The sequence below is a fragment of the Ensifer sp. EB106-03-01-XG145 genome (genome assembly GCF_058792075.1).
The window spans coordinates 293,744-309,697 of record NZ_JBYTEC010000005.1; the positions used below are offsets into that span (position 1 = coordinate 293,744).

The following is a 15,954-nucleotide window of genomic DNA, read 5'->3' on the forward strand; positions in this document are numbered from 1 at the left end:
TTGTAATCGATTTCATATTGCAGCCCACCTGCGTCGCCGACACCCGCAGTCGCCGCAAACCGGCGGCCCGGAGAGACCGGGCCGCCGCGTGCGCAAACTCGCGAGAGTGCTTAGACGTAGCGGTTGACGACGTTTTCGAGCAGTTCCTGCTTGCCGGACTTCGGCTGCGGGTTGAGATCCGATTTCAGCACCCAGGCCTCGATCTCCTCCAGCGAGAAGCCGCCGTCGAGCATCTTCTTGGCTTCCGGCACCTGCCAGCCGGCATAGCGCTGATTAAGCGGTGCCGAGAGCGCCTTGTCCTCGATCATCTTTGCTGCCGCCTTCAGACCACGGGCGCAGCAATCCATGCCGCCGATGTGACCGATCAGCAGGTCCTCGGGATCGATCGACTGCCGGCGCAGCTTAGCATCGAAATTGGTACCGCCGGTCACGAACCCGCCGCCGGCGAGAACCTGGTAATAGGCAAGCGCCATTTCCGGCACATTGTTCGGGAACTGATCGGTGTCCCAGCCGGACTGGTAGTCGTTGCGGTTCATGTCGATCGAACCGAAGATGCCAAGCGCATTGGCAAGCGCCAGCTCGTGCTCGAAGGAGTGGCCGGCGAGGATCGCGTGGCCCTGTTCGATATTGACCTTGACCTCGTTTTCCAGACCGTAGTTCTTCAGGAAGCCGTAGACGGTCGCGACGTCGTAGTCGTACTGGTGCTTTGTTGGCTCCTGCGGCTTCGGCTCGATCAGGATCGCGCCCTTGAAGCCGATCTTGTGCTTGTACTCGACGACGAGATTGACGAAGCGGCCGAGCTGGTCGAGTTCGCGCTTCATGTCGGTGTTGAGCAGCGTCTCGTAGCCTTCGCGCCCGCCCCACAGCACATAGTTCTGGCCGCCGAGGCGCTTGGTCGCGTCAAGGCAGGTCTTCACCGTTGCCGCGGCGAAGGCGAAGACATCCGGGTCCGGATTGGTGGCCGCACCCGACATGTAGCGCCGGTTGGAAAAGAGGTTCGCCGTACCCCAGAGCAGGTTGACGCCGGTCTCGGCCTGCTTCTTCTCGAAATGATCGACGATCTCGTTGAGATTCTTCGTGTTCTCCGCAAAGCTCTTGCCTTCAGGACGCACGTCCGCGTCATGGAAGCAGTAGAAGGGCACGCCGAGCAGATCGAAGAATTCGAAGGCGACGTCGGCCTTCAGCTTCGCGGCGTCCATCGTGTCCTTGAACCACGGGCGCTCGAAGGTCTGGCCGCCGAAGGGATCGCCGCCCGGCCAGACGAAAGTGTGCCAGTAGGCGACGGCAAAGCGCAGGTGATCTTCCATGCGCTTGCCGAGAACGACCTCGTCCTTGTTGTAATGACGGAAGGCAAGCGGGTTGGCGCTATCAGGGCCTTCATACTTGATCTTGGCGATATCGCCGAAAAATCCTGTGCTCATGGGTTTGGCTCCTCTCAAGGATGATGCGAATGGGATGGATTTCGGCCGGCGTCGCCCGTTCGATAGGCGCGGCCATTACGTGGAAGGTAATTGGTTTCATTCCCTCGTCCGGCGATAGCTGGGGCATCGAAACGCCAAACGAAAGGAACACTTCGATGCACGACTTCAACGCCATCGCCGAAGCCTACATTGCCGCCTGGAACACAACCGACGCCGCCGCCCGCTCTGCGCTGATCGAGAAGGCGTTCACCGCCGACGTCGCCTACTGCGACCCGATCATGCAGGGCGACGGCCATGCCAGCATCGATGCGCTGATCGCCGGCGTCCAGGGGCAGTTCCCCGGCTTCCGCTTCACGCTGAAGGGGGCTGCGGACGGTTATGCCGACACGATCCGCTTTTCCTGGGCGCTCGGCCCGGAGGGCGTTGCCTCGGTTATCGAAGGCACGGATGTCTGCCAGGTCGAGAATGGCCGCCTGAAGACGATCACCGGCTTTCTCGACAAGGTCCCCGCCCGCTGAGCGGCCGGCACTCGAACCGGATCCGCGGTGCAGCGTCGTCACGACGCCGCACCCTTGATCGCCGGATAGAGCCGGCGATAGCGCTGGTAGCTCGCCTCATAGACTGAGACCAGCGGCGCTTCCGGCGCGATGGTCTCGGCCGTGCGCGGCGCGTAGCAGGTGGCAACCGGATCCGCGCCCGTCGCGGCGATGAGACCAAGGCGGGCAGCACCGAAGGCGGCACCGAAATCGCCGTCGGCGGGCAAATCGACAGGCAGGTCGAGCGCAGTGGCGATCGACTTCAGCCAGTAGCGCGAGCGCGAGCCACCGCCGATCGCCGTCACCCGCGAGAGCGTCGTGCCGGCGGCACGCAAGGCCTCCAGGCTGTCGCGAATGGCGAAAGAGACGCCCTCCATCACCGCTTGGGTCAGCACCACGCGGCTGCTTTCATGGCCAAGTCCGACGAAGGCGCCGCGGATCGCCGCGTCGTTGTGCGGCGTGCGCTCGCCGGAGAGATAGGGAAGCAAGGTGACGCCGGTCGGCGCCTTCAGGTCATCACCAAGCTCGGCGCTCAAATCGGCAGCACTGAGACCGGCGATGCCCGAGTACCAGTTGAGCGCATCGGTCGCCGACAGGATGACGCCCATCTGGTGCCAGGTGTTCGGCAGCGCATGGCAAAAGGCGTGTACGGCGCTTTCCGGATTGGGCAGGTAGCTCGCATTCGCGGCAAAGAGCACCCCTGAGGTGCCGAGCGAGACAAAGGCATGCCCTTCGCCGACAGTGCCCATGCCGCAGGCAGACGCCGCATTGTCGCCGGCACCGCCGGCAACCACGGCATTGCCCGAGATACCCCAGCGCCCAGCGAGTTCCGGGCGTAGCTTGCCGGCCGGATCGGTCCCTTCGACCAGGCTGGGCATCTGCTTCTCATCCATCCCGGTGGCGGCAAGCAGGCTCTCCGACCAGCGCCGCTTGCCGGTATCGAGCCAGGAGGTGCCGGCGGAATCGGACATTTCCGACATATGTTCGCCGGTCAGCCATAGGCGCAAATAGTCCTTCGGCAACAGTACCCAGCGCACCCTGGCAAAGATCTCCGGCTCGTTGGCGCGCACCCAGGCGAGCTTCGGCGCCGTAAAGCCAGGAAAGACGATGTTGCCGGTGATCGCCCGGAACTGCGGGTCGGCGTCGAGCGCTGCCGCCTCGCGGAAGCTGCGGGTGTCGTTCCAGAGGATGCAGGGCCGAAGCACCCGGTCGTCGGCATCGATGAGCGTCGCACCGTGCATCTGGCCAGAAAGGCCGATGCCGCGCACGGCTGCAAGTTCCCTGGGGTGCGCTGCCTTCAGGCCGGCAATCGCCTCCTCGGTTGCGCGCACCCACTCGGCCGGGTCCTGCTCCGACCAGCCGGGATGCGGCCGCGAGACGTCGAGCGCGCCGGAGGCCGAACCGATGATGCGCTGGTCGCCATCGATGAGCATTGCCTTGACGCCCGAGGTGCCGAGATCCAGTCCGAGATACATGCTTGCCTCCATTGAGCAATTCCAGACCGGTTTGCCGTCCGGAACCGCGCAGTTCCAAATCGTTACGCCGGCTCGACCGGCAGGTTATCCCTAAGGAAAATCTCGATGCGGATGCGCTCCTGCGCCCCGATCACCGCGAGTCCATCCGCACGGGCCTTCAGCACGCGGATGGCGCTGCGCACCTCATGCCCGGCATCCTGATTGAGGAGCGCGTCCAAGGTGCCGGAGTCGAGTGCCGCGCGGCTATGCGGTGTCAGCTCGTGCGCGATGGCGCAAATATCAGCCTGACGCCCGGCCTTTTCGAGTGCTGCGATCAGGCCGCGATTGCCGGCGCCGAGACTGTAGATGCCGGCGAGGTCCGCATGATCGGCGACAAGTCCCGACACAAGGTTCTCGACTTCGGTGGGATCGTCATGACCCTCGACGACGGGCAGAAGCCGGCGGCCCGGGGCGCTTTCGGCCATCGCCGCGCTGAAACCTTCGAGGCGATCACGATGGTCGCGCACCAGCATCGAGCCGGCGACGATCGCGACCGGTCCTTCGCGACCGCTGAGGAAACGCCCCATCAAGGTGCCTGCGGTCCGGCCGGCGGCGATGTTGTCGACGCCGGCAAAGTGATCACGCGACGATCCCGGCAGATCGGAAACCAGCGTCACGACGGCAATACCGTCTTCACGAAGCCGATCGACAGCCGCAACGACCTCGGGCGCATCGATCGCAACCACGGCGACACCGGCAGGGGCGAGTGCCCGCGCCTTTTCCAGCGCCGCAGCCAGGGCCGCCTTATCGAAGGCCGGGACGGAGAGCACGGTGATCGCGGTGCGCTCGACCGCAGACCGCACTTTCGCCGCCTCCACTTCGGCCACAAGGCCGCGCATGAAGGTGTTGTCGCCCTCGGGCAGGATGAAGATCAGCGGGTAGATGCGGCTCTTGGCGAGATTGGCGGCGGCGACGTCACGCACATAGCCGAGCGTCGTTATGGCGCGCTCGACCTTGTCGCGGGTGACACCGCGCACGCCGGGACGATTGTTCAAAACCCGGTCGACGGTGGCGAGACTGACCCCGGCTTTAGCAGCGATATCGTGAACTGTCGGACGCATGTTTTCCTCCGGGTTCTGCCTTTAGAGGAATTTCTGATGTACGTAAATCAGAAATCTTCAAAACGGCGAAAACAGGCGTCCGTGCGCCGGCGGAAGGACGGCACGCTGTCACTTTAAACGATTGATTCCGAATGATTTAACGAGTGTTGTGAAACTTGCCGGATACTAGCCGAGCCGCTTGCTGAAAGCCGCAGTAAACGTGACCTCTCCGTGCGCGGAACCCGCCTCGGCCAACACTACATCCATGAAACCGTCCGTGACACGCACGACCGCAAAGCCGCCCATATAGGCAGCCTTCGGCTTAATGAGGTCGAGCCCGCTCTGCCGGTAGATCATTGCGGTTTCGTGCTGGTGTCCGTGGAACAGGCCGATGACGTTGTAGCCCTTGAGCGAGTCGAGCAGCGCCTGGCGCTGATCGACACTCCACCAATGCGGCGCGCCATCGCCTTCATCATCGAAGGTCTTGGCCTTCACATCCCAGACCTCGGTCGAAAACGCGTCCCAGCCATAGTGCTGGAACAGTATGACGGGCCGGCCATCGCCGGCATAGGCAGCCAGATCCTGTTTCAGCCAGGGCAGCGCATTCACCGCGCCCTTCGTCTCATCGCCGCCGAAGCGCTGCAGCTGCACAAGGTGCAACCCGCCCCAATCCCAGGAGTAGCAGTCCGAAAGCGGGTCGTAGTTGGTCACCGGCACCGGCGGCTTGTAGAAGACCGTCTGGCGATGATTGAGCTCGACATAATCGCGCAGCTCGCGGCGATACCAGTCGACATGCAGCGGCGGGCCGTCCTGGTCGAGGTCATGATTGCCGAGCCCGACGAATACGGGCATGTGGACGCGATCCGCCCCCGCCCCTTCCTGATAGCGACTGGAGAACTGCTGCAGCTGCCGCCCTTCGCGCGGCTGGCGCACCTGGCCGCCGCCGTCGTCGGTGATGTCGCCGCCAAGCACCAGGCCGAGTGGCTTGCCGATCTGCCGTCCGGCACTTGCGAGACCGCTCGGCTTGCCCGCGACCGTTTCCGGCCAGCGCATGGCATGCACGGCGTTGAGCGCCGCCACATGGCGCAGCAGGTTCGCGTCGGTCTTGCCTTCCGCCGCGCAGTTCGGCGCGAGCCCCTCGATCGAAACGAGGCAAGCATGAATGTCGTTGGAGAACAGGAACGTCGCATCGATGGCCGGTGCGGCAGCGCGACTGCGCGAGGCGGCAAGCCCCAGCCCGACGCCGGCAAGGCCCGTCATGAAAGACCGCCGTGAGATAGCCGTCGAAACCCGTTCCTTCATCCCGCCGCCCCTCGCCATCAGTCGACGGGAGTGTGCAGCAAGGCTCGGCTCGCGTAAACCGTGCGGACTTGTCTGAGGATGGAAACGAGGAAAGACGGGCGCTCGCCCGCCTACCTACCTCTCATGGGAAAGTATGATGGGCCGCCTCGACCCATCATCCTCTTGTCCTAGTGACCGCCGCCGCTGGGGCCGGCGCCCTGCGGCTTCTTGATCATCATCACACCGAAGATCAGCGACAGGAACAGCACCGTCAAAAGCACGAAGATATCGCCGAAGGACAGGATGATCGCCTGCTTCTGCGCCATCGCAGCAAGCTGCTTGACGGCGATCGTCGTGCCGTCGAGACCATGGGCGTTGAAGTTGGCGGCCATGTTGTTGAACCGCTCCATCGCCTCCGGATTGCCCCACTGCACATGCTCGGCGAGGCGCGCATAGTGGAAGTCCTGGCGCTGGGTCAGGATCGTGTTGATGACCGCGAGCCCGACTGCACCGCCGAGGTTTCGGGTGAGGTTGAACAGGCCGGACGCGCCGCGCATGCGCGCCGGCGACATGGTGCCGAGCGCGATGTTGTTGATCGGCACCATGCAGAGCATCAGCCCGACGCCGCGCAGAATCTGCGGGATGAACAGCTCGTAGAAGTCCCAGTCGGCGGTCAGATGACCCATGATCCAGGTGCCGGCGGCAAAGCTCGTAAAACCGATCGTCATCAGCACGCGCGGATCGAGCTTTCCCGAAAGGATGCCGGCGACCGGCGCCGTGAAGAACATCGCAAGGCCCGAGACGAACATGGTCTCGCCGATCATCAGCGAATCGTAGCCACGGATGCGCCCGAGATAGAGCGGATAGAGATAGGTGAGGCCATAGAGCCCGATGCCCATGACGAAGGAGAACATCGAGCCGAAGGCGAAGTTGCGGTTGGCAAAGGCCCTGAGGTCGACGACCGGGAACTCCACCTTGAAGGCCCGATAGAAGAATATGATGGCGGCGATTGCCGAAGCGACTGCGCCCATGACGATGTGCTCGTCATTGAACCAGTCGTTGGTGTTGCCCTCTTCGAGCACATATTCGAGCGCGCCGAGGAAGATCGCCATCGAGGCTAGGCCCCACCAGTCGAACTTCTTGAACAGGCCGAGTTCCGGCTTGTCGAAATCGATGAAGGTCCAGGTGAGCGTCGCGACGATGATGCCGGGAATGACGTTGACGAGGAACAGCCAGTGCCAGGAGAAGGCGTGGCTGAGATAGCCGCCGACGGTCGGGCCGATCGTCGGCGCCAGCGTCGCGATCAGGCCGATGATCGGCGAGACGATGTTGCGCTTCGACGGTGGGAAGATGGTGAAGGCTGCCGCAAACACCGACGGGATCATGCCGCCGCCGATGAAGCCCTGGATGGCGCGATAGACGATCATCTGGTCGATGTTCGTCGCCGTTGCCGCAAGCGCGCTCGCCGCGGTGAAGCCTGCCGCCGAAACCGAGAACAGCACGCGCGTCGAGACGATGCGCGCTAGCGTTCCCGACAGCGGGATCATGATGACTTCGGCGATGAGATAGGAGGTCTGCACCCAGCCGATCTCGTCCGAGCCGGCCGACAGGCCCGCCTGGATTTCGGCGAGCGAGGCCGAGACGATCTGGATGTCGAGGATGGCCATGAACATGCCGACGACCATGGCGAAGAAGGCGATCAGCCTCTTCGGATCCATATGTTCCTCGACCTTCGGTGCGGCGGCCGCCACCGAACCTGCTGTTGCCGTTGCGGCCATCTCAGCCACTCCTTGCAAAGGCGCGCCTTGAGGCGCGCCGGCGTTTGGGCCTGATTACTTGGTGGCGGCGACCTTGGTCTGATCCGGCGCCGTGCGCGTGTCGACGTCGACGATGACACTCAGGCCGGCACGCAGGTGTCCTTCGGCCAGCACGTCGGCCGGGAGCGTGATGCGCACCGGCACGCGCTGGATCACCTTGGTGAAGTTGCCGGTGGCGTTTTCCGCCGGCAGCAACGAGAAGACCGAACCGGAGGCTGGCGAAATCGAGGCAACGGTGCCTTCGATCGCGTGATCCTCATAGGCATCGACATGGACTTTGACCTTGGAGCCCGGCACCAGATGGGCGATCTGGGTCTCCTTGAAATTGGCGTCGATGTAGAGCTGGTCGACAGGAACGAGGGCAGCGAGCCGCTGGCCGGCCGAAACGAGGTCGCCGACCTGCACCGCCACGTTGCCGACGATGCCGTCATAGGGCGCCTTCAGGACGGTGAAGCCGAGGTCGCGATTGGCCTTGTCGCGCGCAAGCTCGAGCGAGCGGATCTCGCTTTCGGCTTCGGTGCGCTGGGCTTCGAGAACCGTGATGCTCGCATTGGCAGCGGCGATGTTGGCATCGGCGCCGGCAAGGTTCGCCCGTGCCTGGTCGAGCGCCACATCGGCGTTGTCAAGCGAAGCGACGGTGCCAACGGCCTTGGACTGGAGGTCGCTTGCGCGCTTCTGCGCAAGCTCGGCGCCGCGCACCGTCGCTTCGAGAGCCTTCTTCTGCGCTTCGGTCTGGGCCAGGCTCGCCTTGGCACCGGCAATCTGCGCATCGAAACGGCTGAGTGCAAGTTTCTGGGTGGCAATCTTTGCCTCGGCCTGCTCGGCAGCGATACGATAATCGCCATCGTCGAGGGTAACGAGAGGATCGCCGGCCTTCACCTTCTGGTTGGCGACGGCATCGACCTTGGCGACGTATCCCGAAACCTTCGGCGAAATCGTCGCGATGTCGCCTTCGATATAGGCGTCATCGGTCGAGACCATGAAGCGGCCATTGGTCCACCAGTCGTAGCCGAACCAGGCGCCGGCGGCGAGAAGCGCCAGACCGAGCACCGGAACGATGGGCTTGCGCGCCTTCTTCGGCGGCTGCGCCGCTTCTGCGGGAGCCTGGACAGCGGCCTGCTCCGCCGCAGGCGCCTTTGCCTCAAGCGCGGTTTCCTGCTGCACTTCAAAATTCTCGTCGACTGGACGGACGCGAGCAGCGCTGGATGTGTTGGATGCGGACATTGGGCACCGGCCTGGTTAAAGATTGCTGAACGAACTGAACCGTTCGGTTCGATCGAGCTTGACATAGGCCCTTTCTGGTCGCATATCAAGAGGAAATCGAACCACGCGGTTCGATGACTGAAATTTAATGCAAGCAGGACGGAAACAAGCGACCACCATGAGCACGGTGAAGACCGGAACCCAGGACATGATCCAGCCGAATGTCGGCCAGGACGAAGATCTCTTTTCGATGGGCGGCCGCCACGCCGCCGGCGAGGACCCCGCCAAGCGCGAGCAGATCCTCGAAGGTGCCCGGCGCGCCTTTCTGAGCCAGGGTTTCGACGCTGCCAGCATGAACGACATCACCCGCGAGGCCGGCGTCTCCAAGGGTACGCTCTACGTCTATTTCGAGAACAAGGAAGACCTGTTCAAGGCTCTGATCATCAAGGGCAAGACCCGGGTGGTCCAGACCGCCAAGCACGCGCTCAACGATCACGACGACGTCGAGGAATCGCTCTACGATTTCGGCGTGACGCTGACGACCAGCATGACGGCCGAAGAAACGATCCGCTCCATGCGCATGGTGATCGGCGTGATCGATCGCATGCCGCATCTGGCCGAGCGCTTCTTCAGCGAGGCGCCGGAAAACGGTTATACCGTGCTCAAGGCCTATCTCGACCGGCAGGTTCCTGCCGGTACTCTGGATATCGACAACACCGAGATGGCCGCCCGCCAGTTCATCGAAATGGCGCAGGCCGGGCTCTTCAAGCACCGCCTGTTCGGCGGCATGTGCACCGCACCGCCGAAGGAACAGATCGAGGCGACGGTGACCGCCGCCGTCCGCGTCTTCATGTCCGCCTACGGACCGAAGAAATAGGACGGCTGGCGCCGAACTCTTCCGACCCCTCCGGCGTTACAATCCAGCAATTGCGATCAAGCGCGCCTTCCGGCAAGACCCTATCACCAGGGCGCTGCCAAAGGAGTGATGATGAGTGCCATCGGACGCGCGGTCTGGTTCATCGAGAGCCATTTCGCAAGGGACATATCGCTGGATGAGATCGCCGGGGCCGCTGGCCTCTCGCGCTTCCATCTCTCGCGCGTTTTCGGGCTGGTCACGGGCCGTTCGATCAGCGCCTATATTCGCGGCCGGCGCCTCAGCGATGCCGCTTACGCCCTGGCCGATGGTTCCCTCAGCATTCTTTCGGTAGCCCTCGAAGCGGGCTACAACTCGCACGAGGCTTTCACCCGCGCCTTTCGCGACCAGTTCGGCGTGACGCCCGAGACGGTGCGCAAGCAAAGGCACGTTCGAAACATCGAACTGATGGAGCCTTTAAGAATGGACGATACCCGCCTTCTCAAGATCGACCCGCCGCGCTTCGAAGACAGCCCGCCCCTGCTTCTGGCGGGCCTAGCGGAAACCTATGCCTACAGCCGCACCGAGGGCATCCCTTCGCTCTGGCAGCGGTTCAACCGCCACTTCGGCAACATAGCCGGCCAGAAGGGCGACATCGCCTACGGCGTCTGCACCCAAAGCAATGGCGAGGCCGGAACCTTCCGCTACATGGCAGCCGCAGAAGTCAGCGAAACCGACGACCTGCCGGAGGGCTTTTCGACGCTGAAGCTGCCGAAGCAGCGTTATGCCGTCTTCCTGCACCGCGGCCACATCTCCGCGATCGCCAAGACCGCGGACCATGTCTTCGGCACCTGGTTGCCCGAGTCCGGACTTCAGCACGGCGAAACGCCTGATCTCATCGAACGCTACGACGAGCGCTTCGACCCACATTCGGGCATGGGCGTCGTCGAACTGTGGATTCCGATCAGATCGTAAACGGTAAAGCGCCGCCGCAAATAGCGGCAGCGCTTGTCACCTTCGCGATGTTTCTTAAATACTTTCGGCGATTCTTGCGCGACGACGCGCCACCCACAAAGGAAGATCGCCGATGCAGGATATCCTGTTGCTTGCCCAAGACCCCGCCGCCTGGGTTGCCCTCGTCACGCTTGTCGTCATGGAGGTGGTTCTCGGTATCGACAACCTGATCTTCATCTCGATCCTCACCAACAAGCTGCCGCTTGAGCACCGCGAAAAGGCCCGCCGCATCGGCATCGGTCTCGCTCTCGTCATGCGCCTTGCCCTGCTCGGCACCGTTGCCTGGATCGTCAAGCTGACGACGCCGGTGTTCGAGGCCTTCGGCCACGGCTTCTCCTGGAAGGACATGATCCTGATTGCCGGCGGCCTGTTCCTCGTCTGGAAGGCGACCAAGGAAATCCACCACAATGTCGATCCGGCCGATCATGGCGAGGACTTCATCGCGTCTTCGGCGATCAACAGCTTCGGCGCTGCGATCGCTCAGATCCTGTTGCTCGACCTCGTCTTTTCGGTCGACAGCATCATCACCGCCGTCGGTATGACGCCGCACCTGCCGATCATGGTCATCGCCGTGATTGCCGCCGTGACCGTGATGCTCGTCGCCGCCAATCCGCTCGCCAACTTCATCGAGAAGAACCCGACGATCGTCATGCTGGCGCTCGCCTTCCTCTTGATGATCGGCACGACGCTGATTGCCGAAGGCATGGGCCTGCATGTGCCGAAGGGTTACATCTACGCCGCCATGGCTTTCTCGGCCCTTGTCGAAATCCTCAACATGGTCGCGCGCAATGCGCGGCTCCGGAAGGCAGGCAAGCTCAACTGACGAGCTGAGCCACGACGGTCTCATCGCGAAAAGGCCCGCATCGCCGATGCGGGCCTTCTTGTTTGCGGGAGTTCACGAAGACGCGGGACCGAACCGACCGGCCGTCAACCGCGAGCCTTCAGCGAAATACAGGATCACTCCTCCTCTTTCGCTGAGCCATGCCGGTGGCTGGCTCCACGCCTTCTGATTGGACAACGCCTCTCCCGAGGAAACGTTCCGCTGACCTCCGGTCCGGTTCAGACGTCTGCGCGATGACCGACTTCGACCAGAATGTTGCCGGGAATGACCACATAGAAGACGTAGGCGCCGTGCCGGTCCTCCGGTGCGATCACCTGGGCGCCGGATCCACGCACCCGCCGGTAGGCGTCGTCGACCTCGGCCCGCGCCGGCAGCAGGAAGCCGATGTGGTAGGTCTGGGCACCGAGGTTCAACTGGTCGCCGCCGCCAAGTGCCGTGATCGGCGGGCTGACGACGAGCACGAGGCCGAAACCATCCGTCAAGCGATAGAAGGCGTCCTTGCCGCGCTTTTCGACCAGCGTCAGGCCGAAATGGTCGATGAGGAAGGAAGCCGTTTCGGCAACGACGGGGCTATAGAGGTCGATATGATTCAGTCGCATGTTCACAGTCTCCGTGTTCGAGAAACGCGGCGGACTGCGTCGATATGCATACCCCGCCGCGGACCGATGCGATTGCATCGGAACCACGTCGTGGGTTCGAACGGGACGTTCGAGCAGAGCTTCGTTAGAAAACCGAAGGGACCGGGCTTACCATATCCGGTCCTGCCTTTTTCGACGCATCCTGCTTACAGCAGAACGGAAGCGGACGGAAGATGGAATGGCGATCAGTTCTTTCCGGCGTCCGGATCGATGTGCTGGAGTTCCTGCAGATAGGCGTCGAGACGATCGAACTTCTGCTCCCAGAAGCGACGGTAGCTGTCGAGCCAGCTGTTGACGTCCTTCAGCGGCGCGGCCTCGAGCCGGCACGGGCGCCATTGCGCTTCGCGGCCCCGGCTGATCAGCCCGGCGCGCTCGAGAACCTTGAGATGCTTGGACACTGCCGGCAGGCTCATTGCGAAAGGTTCCGCCAGTTCGCCGACCGAGGCCTCTCCGAGGGCGAGACGGGCGAGGATCGCCCTTCGCGTTGGGTCGGCCAGGGCGGAGAGCGTCGTCGACAAGCGATCTTCCGGCATTTTCTAAAAAACCTTTCAGTTAAATAACCTTTCGGTTCATTATCGTCCAGGGCCGGCAGTGTCAACAAAAACCGACGTGGTCCACTTTCCGTTGACATGATCGGTGTTCTATGGTCTCACGCGAGCCGACTGGAATAGCCTGCCGATACCGCTGTTGCGGCACCCTTGCGGGCCTTTCCTTCCCATAAAATGCGCGCCCCGGCGGTCGGATTTCTTTTCCGGCAAGGGGCGAAAAGCACGTCAGACGGGCAAAAAGACCATGGCAAATTCAGCAGTCCGGGTACGCATCGCACCCTCCCCCACCGGCGAGCCGCATGTCGGCACGGCCTATATCGCTCTGTTCAACTACCTCTTTGCGAAGAAGCACGGCGGCGAGTTCATCCTGCGCATCGAAGACACCGATGCGACCCGCTCGACGCCGGAGTTCGAACAGAAGGTGCTGGACGCGCTGAAATGGTGCGGGCTCGAATGGTCTGAAGGTCCTGATGTCGGTGGTCCCTATGGCCCCTATCGCCAGAGCGACCGCAAGGACATGTATCGCCCTTACGTCGAGAAGATCGTCGAGAACGGTCACGGCTTCCGCTGCTTCTGCACGCCCGAGCGGCTCGAGCAGATGCGCGAGAGCCAGCGCGCCGCCGGCAAGCCGTCGAAGTATGACGGCCTTTGCCTCAACCTTACGGCCGAAGAAGTGACGTCGCGCGTTGCCGCCGGCGAGCCGCATGTCGTGCGCATGAAGATCCCGACCGAGGGCTCGTGCAAGTTTAACGACGGCGTCTATGGCGATGTCGAAATCCCGTGGGATGCCGTTGACATGCAGGTGCTCTTGAAGGCCGACGGCATGCCGACCTACCACATGGCAAATGTCGTCGACGACCACCTGATGAAGATCACCCACGTCGCGCGCGGCGAGGAGTGGCTGGCTTCCGTGCCGAAGCACATCCTGATCTACCAGTATCTCGGCCTCGAGCCGCCCAAATTCATGCACCTGTCGCTGATGCGCAATGCCGACAAGTCGAAGCTGTCGAAGCGCAAGAACCCGACGTCGATCTCCTATTACACCGCGCTCGGCTACCTGCCGGAAGCGCTGATGAACTTCCTCGGCCTGTTCTTCATCCAGATCGCCGAAGGCGAGGAACTGCTGACGATCGACGAGCTCGCGGCAAAGTTCGATCCGGAGAACCTTTCGAAGGCCGGCGCGATCTTCGACATCCAGAAGCTCGATTGGCTGAACGCACGCTGGATCCGCGAAAAGCTCTCGGAAGACGAGTTCGCCGCCCGCGTCCTTGCCTGGGCGATGGAAAACGACCGCCTGAAGCAGGGCCTGAAGCTCAGCCAGTCGCGCATCTCGAAGCTCGGCGAACTGCCGGATCTCGCAAGCTTCCTGTTCAAGTCCGATCTCGGCCTGCAGCCGGCTGCCTTCGCCGGTGTCAAGTCGACGCCCGAAGAACTGCTCGAGGTCCTCAACGCCGTTCAGCCGGATCTCGAAAAGATCCTCGAATGGAACAAGGAGTCGATCGAAGCGGAACTGCGCGCGGTCGCCGAACGCATGGGCAAGAAGCTGAAGGTCATCGTGGCGCCGCTCTTTGTGGCGGTTTCCGGCTCGCAGCGCTCGTTGCCGCTGTTCGACAGCATGGAAATCCTGGGCCGCGCCGTGGTACGCCAGCGCCTGAAGGTCGCTTCCCAGGTGGTCGCCTCCATGGTCGGCAGCGGAAAGTAAGGAGAGCACGATGAACGACAAGACCGAGACCACTGGCCTCTCCTCCGACGCAACGGAAGTCCGCGCACAGAAGCTGAAGCTGCTGCGCGAACAGATCGGCGACGTCTATCCGGCGCATTTCCACCGGACGATGAGCAATGCCGAACTCACCGCCAAGTACGAAGGCCTGGAACCGGACACCGAGACGCAGGATGTCGTGACCGTTGCCGGCCGCGTCTACTCCTCGCGCAACTCCGGCATGTTCATGGACATCCATGACGCCTCCGGCAAGATTCAGATCTTCAGCCACAAGGACGTGACGAGCGAAGAGGCCCGCGGCCTGCTGCCGATGATCGACATCGGCGACATCATCGGCGTCACCGGCGTCGTGCGCCGTACCAAGCGCGGCGAGCTGACGATCAACGCCCAGGCGATCACCATGCTGACGAAGTCGCTGCTGCCGATGCCCGAGAAGTGGCACGGCCTCTCCGACATCGAAATTCGCTACCGCAAGCGTCACCTCGACATCATGACCAACGAGGAATCGAAGCTGCGCTTCCAGCAACGCAGCCGCATCGTTTCCGGCATCCGCCGCTTCATGGAAAACGACGGCTTCATGGAAGTCGAAACGCCGATGCTGCATTCGGTCTACGGCGGCGCTACCGCCGAGCCGTTCAAGACGCATCACAACACGCTGAAGCTCGACATGTTCCTGCGCATCGCGCCGGAACTGTACCTGAAGCGCACGCTGGTTTCGGGCCTCACCGACAAGGTCTTCGAGATCAACCGCAACTTCCGCAACGAAGGCGTCTCCACCCGGCACAATCCGGAATTCACCATGATGGAGTGCTACTGGGCCTATGCCGACTACGAGGACATCATGGACCTCGTCGAGCGGCTGTTCGCCGAGCTGGCGATGGCGATCCACGGTTCGACCGAATTTGCCTACGGCGACAAGGAAATCTCCTTCAAGGGTCCGTTCCGCCGCGTGCCGATGCCCGACGCCGTCAAGGAAGCGACAGGCATCGACTTCCTGGCGATGAAGACCGACGAGGAAGCCCGCGCGGCCGCCAAGGCTGCCGGCTTCGAAGTCGAGAAGGACTGGACCTGGGGCGAGTGCCTCGCCTTCATCTTCGAAGAAAAGGTTGAAGGAACGCTGATCCAGCCGGCCCACGTCACGCATTTCCCGAAGGACATCTCGCCCTTCGCCAAGGAAGTGCCGGGCGAACCGCGCCTGGTCGAGCGTTTCGAGACCTATTGCAACGCCTGGGAACTCGGCAACGCCTTCTCGGAACTCAACGACCCGGAAGAGCAGCGCGCCCGCATGGTCGAGCAGCTCGAACAGGCGCATGCTCGCGGCGAAAAGGCCAAGCAGCTCGACGACGAGTTCCTCGATGCCATCGACCAGGGCATGCCGCCGGCCGGTGGCCTCGGCATCGGCGTCGACCGCCTGATCATGCTTCTGACCAATGCGCCGTCGATCCGCGACGTCATCCTCTTCCCGGCACGCCGCCAGAAGGCCGACTGATCAAGGTCGCATTGCCACGAACACGAAGGCCCGCCGCAC

At 62.8% G+C, this 15,954-nt stretch carries 14 protein-coding genes; 6 read left to right on the forward strand and 8 right to left on the reverse strand.

Translation table 11 applies throughout. The annotated features are described in order from the left end of the window. Window positions 1-110: 110 nt before the first annotated feature. Complete coding sequence (gene xylA, locus AC3WWH_RS15735; RefSeq protein WP_058325282.1) at window positions 111-1,421, reverse strand: xylose isomerase; 1,311 nt, start codon at window positions 1,419-1,421, stop codon at window positions 111-113. Between the two features lie 155 nt (window positions 1,422-1,576). Here xylA and AC3WWH_RS15740 point away from each other — a divergent pair, with 155 nt between their 5' ends. Continuing rightward, on the forward strand, window positions 1,577-1,939 hold the full coding sequence (locus AC3WWH_RS15740) for a nuclear transport factor 2 family protein (protein WP_058325327.1): 363 nt from the start codon (window positions 1,577-1,579) through the stop codon (window positions 1,937-1,939). A 38-nt stretch (window positions 1,940-1,977) separates the two neighbouring features. On the opposite strand, the gene xylB is transcribed toward AC3WWH_RS15740, so the two are convergent. The 5 genes from xylB to AC3WWH_RS15765 all read right to left on the reverse strand — a co-directional run bounded on the left by xylB (window position 1,978) and on the right by AC3WWH_RS15765 (window position 8,833). Continuing rightward, window positions 1,978-3,432, reverse strand: a complete 1,455-nt coding sequence (gene xylB, locus AC3WWH_RS15745) for a xylulokinase (RefSeq protein WP_058325283.1) — start codon at window positions 3,430-3,432, stop codon at window positions 1,978-1,980. Between the two features lie 62 nt (window positions 3,433-3,494). Further along, window positions 3,495-4,532 (reverse strand): LacI family DNA-binding transcriptional regulator, encoded by a 1,038-nt coding sequence (locus tag AC3WWH_RS15750; protein WP_058325284.1) that lies wholly within the window; start codon window positions 4,530-4,532, stop codon window positions 3,495-3,497. Window positions 4,533-4,697: 165 nt separating this feature from the next. Continuing rightward, window positions 4,698-5,771 (reverse strand): metallophosphoesterase, encoded by a 1,074-nt coding sequence (locus tag AC3WWH_RS15755; RefSeq protein ID WP_058325328.1) that lies wholly within the window; start codon window positions 5,769-5,771, stop codon window positions 4,698-4,700. Window positions 5,772-5,980: 209 nt separating this feature from the next. Further along, window positions 5,981-7,570, reverse strand: coding sequence for a DHA2 family efflux MFS transporter permease subunit (locus AC3WWH_RS15760; protein ID WP_058325285.1), 1,590 nt, complete (start codon window positions 7,568-7,570; stop codon window positions 5,981-5,983). Window positions 7,571-7,624: 54 nt separating this feature from the next. Next, window positions 7,625-8,833 (reverse strand): HlyD family secretion protein, encoded by a 1,209-nt coding sequence (locus AC3WWH_RS15765; protein ID WP_058325286.1) that lies wholly within the window; start codon window positions 8,831-8,833, stop codon window positions 7,625-7,627. 187 nt (window positions 8,834-9,020) lie between these two features. On the opposite strand from AC3WWH_RS15765, the gene AC3WWH_RS15770 reads away from it, so the two are divergent. The 3 genes from AC3WWH_RS15770 to AC3WWH_RS15780 all read left to right on the forward strand — a co-directional run bounded on the left by AC3WWH_RS15770 (window position 9,021) and on the right by AC3WWH_RS15780 (window position 11,502). Next, complete coding sequence (locus tag AC3WWH_RS15770) at window positions 9,021-9,689, forward strand: TetR/AcrR family transcriptional regulator (RefSeq protein WP_373419944.1); 669 nt, start codon at window positions 9,021-9,023, stop codon at window positions 9,687-9,689. A gap of 111 nt (window positions 9,690-9,800) precedes the next feature. Then, complete coding sequence (locus AC3WWH_RS15775) at window positions 9,801-10,640, forward strand: AraC family transcriptional regulator (protein ID WP_058325329.1); 840 nt, start codon at window positions 9,801-9,803, stop codon at window positions 10,638-10,640. 112 nt (window positions 10,641-10,752) lie between these two features. Beyond that, window positions 10,753-11,502: a TerC family protein gene (locus AC3WWH_RS15780; protein ID WP_058325287.1), complete on the forward strand. Its 750-nt coding sequence runs from the start codon at window positions 10,753-10,755 to the stop codon at window positions 11,500-11,502. A gap of 236 nt (window positions 11,503-11,738) precedes the next feature. On the opposite strand, the gene AC3WWH_RS15785 is transcribed toward AC3WWH_RS15780, so the two are convergent. Together AC3WWH_RS15785 and AC3WWH_RS15790 are read right to left on the reverse strand one after the other, a co-directional pair. Beyond that, window positions 11,739-12,119, reverse strand: coding sequence for a VOC family protein (locus AC3WWH_RS15785; RefSeq protein WP_057254542.1), 381 nt, complete (start codon window positions 12,117-12,119; stop codon window positions 11,739-11,741). Window positions 12,120-12,343: 224 nt separating this feature from the next. Beyond that, window positions 12,344-12,691, reverse strand: coding sequence for an ArsR/SmtB family transcription factor (locus AC3WWH_RS15790; protein ID WP_058325288.1), 348 nt, complete (start codon window positions 12,689-12,691; stop codon window positions 12,344-12,346). 259 nt (window positions 12,692-12,950) lie between these two features. Here AC3WWH_RS15790 and gltX point away from each other — a divergent pair, with 259 nt between their 5' ends. Together gltX and lysS are read left to right on the forward strand one after the other, a co-directional pair. Next, a complete protein-coding gene (gene gltX, locus AC3WWH_RS15795) occupies window positions 12,951-14,408 on the forward strand; it encodes a glutamate--tRNA ligase (RefSeq protein WP_057254540.1) in 1,458 nt (485 codons plus the stop codon). Between the two features lie 10 nt (window positions 14,409-14,418). After that, window positions 14,419-15,915: a lysine--tRNA ligase gene (gene lysS, locus AC3WWH_RS15800; RefSeq protein ID WP_058325289.1), complete on the forward strand. Its 1,497-nt coding sequence runs from the start codon at window positions 14,419-14,421 to the stop codon at window positions 15,913-15,915. Window positions 15,916-15,954 lie beyond the last annotated feature (39 nt).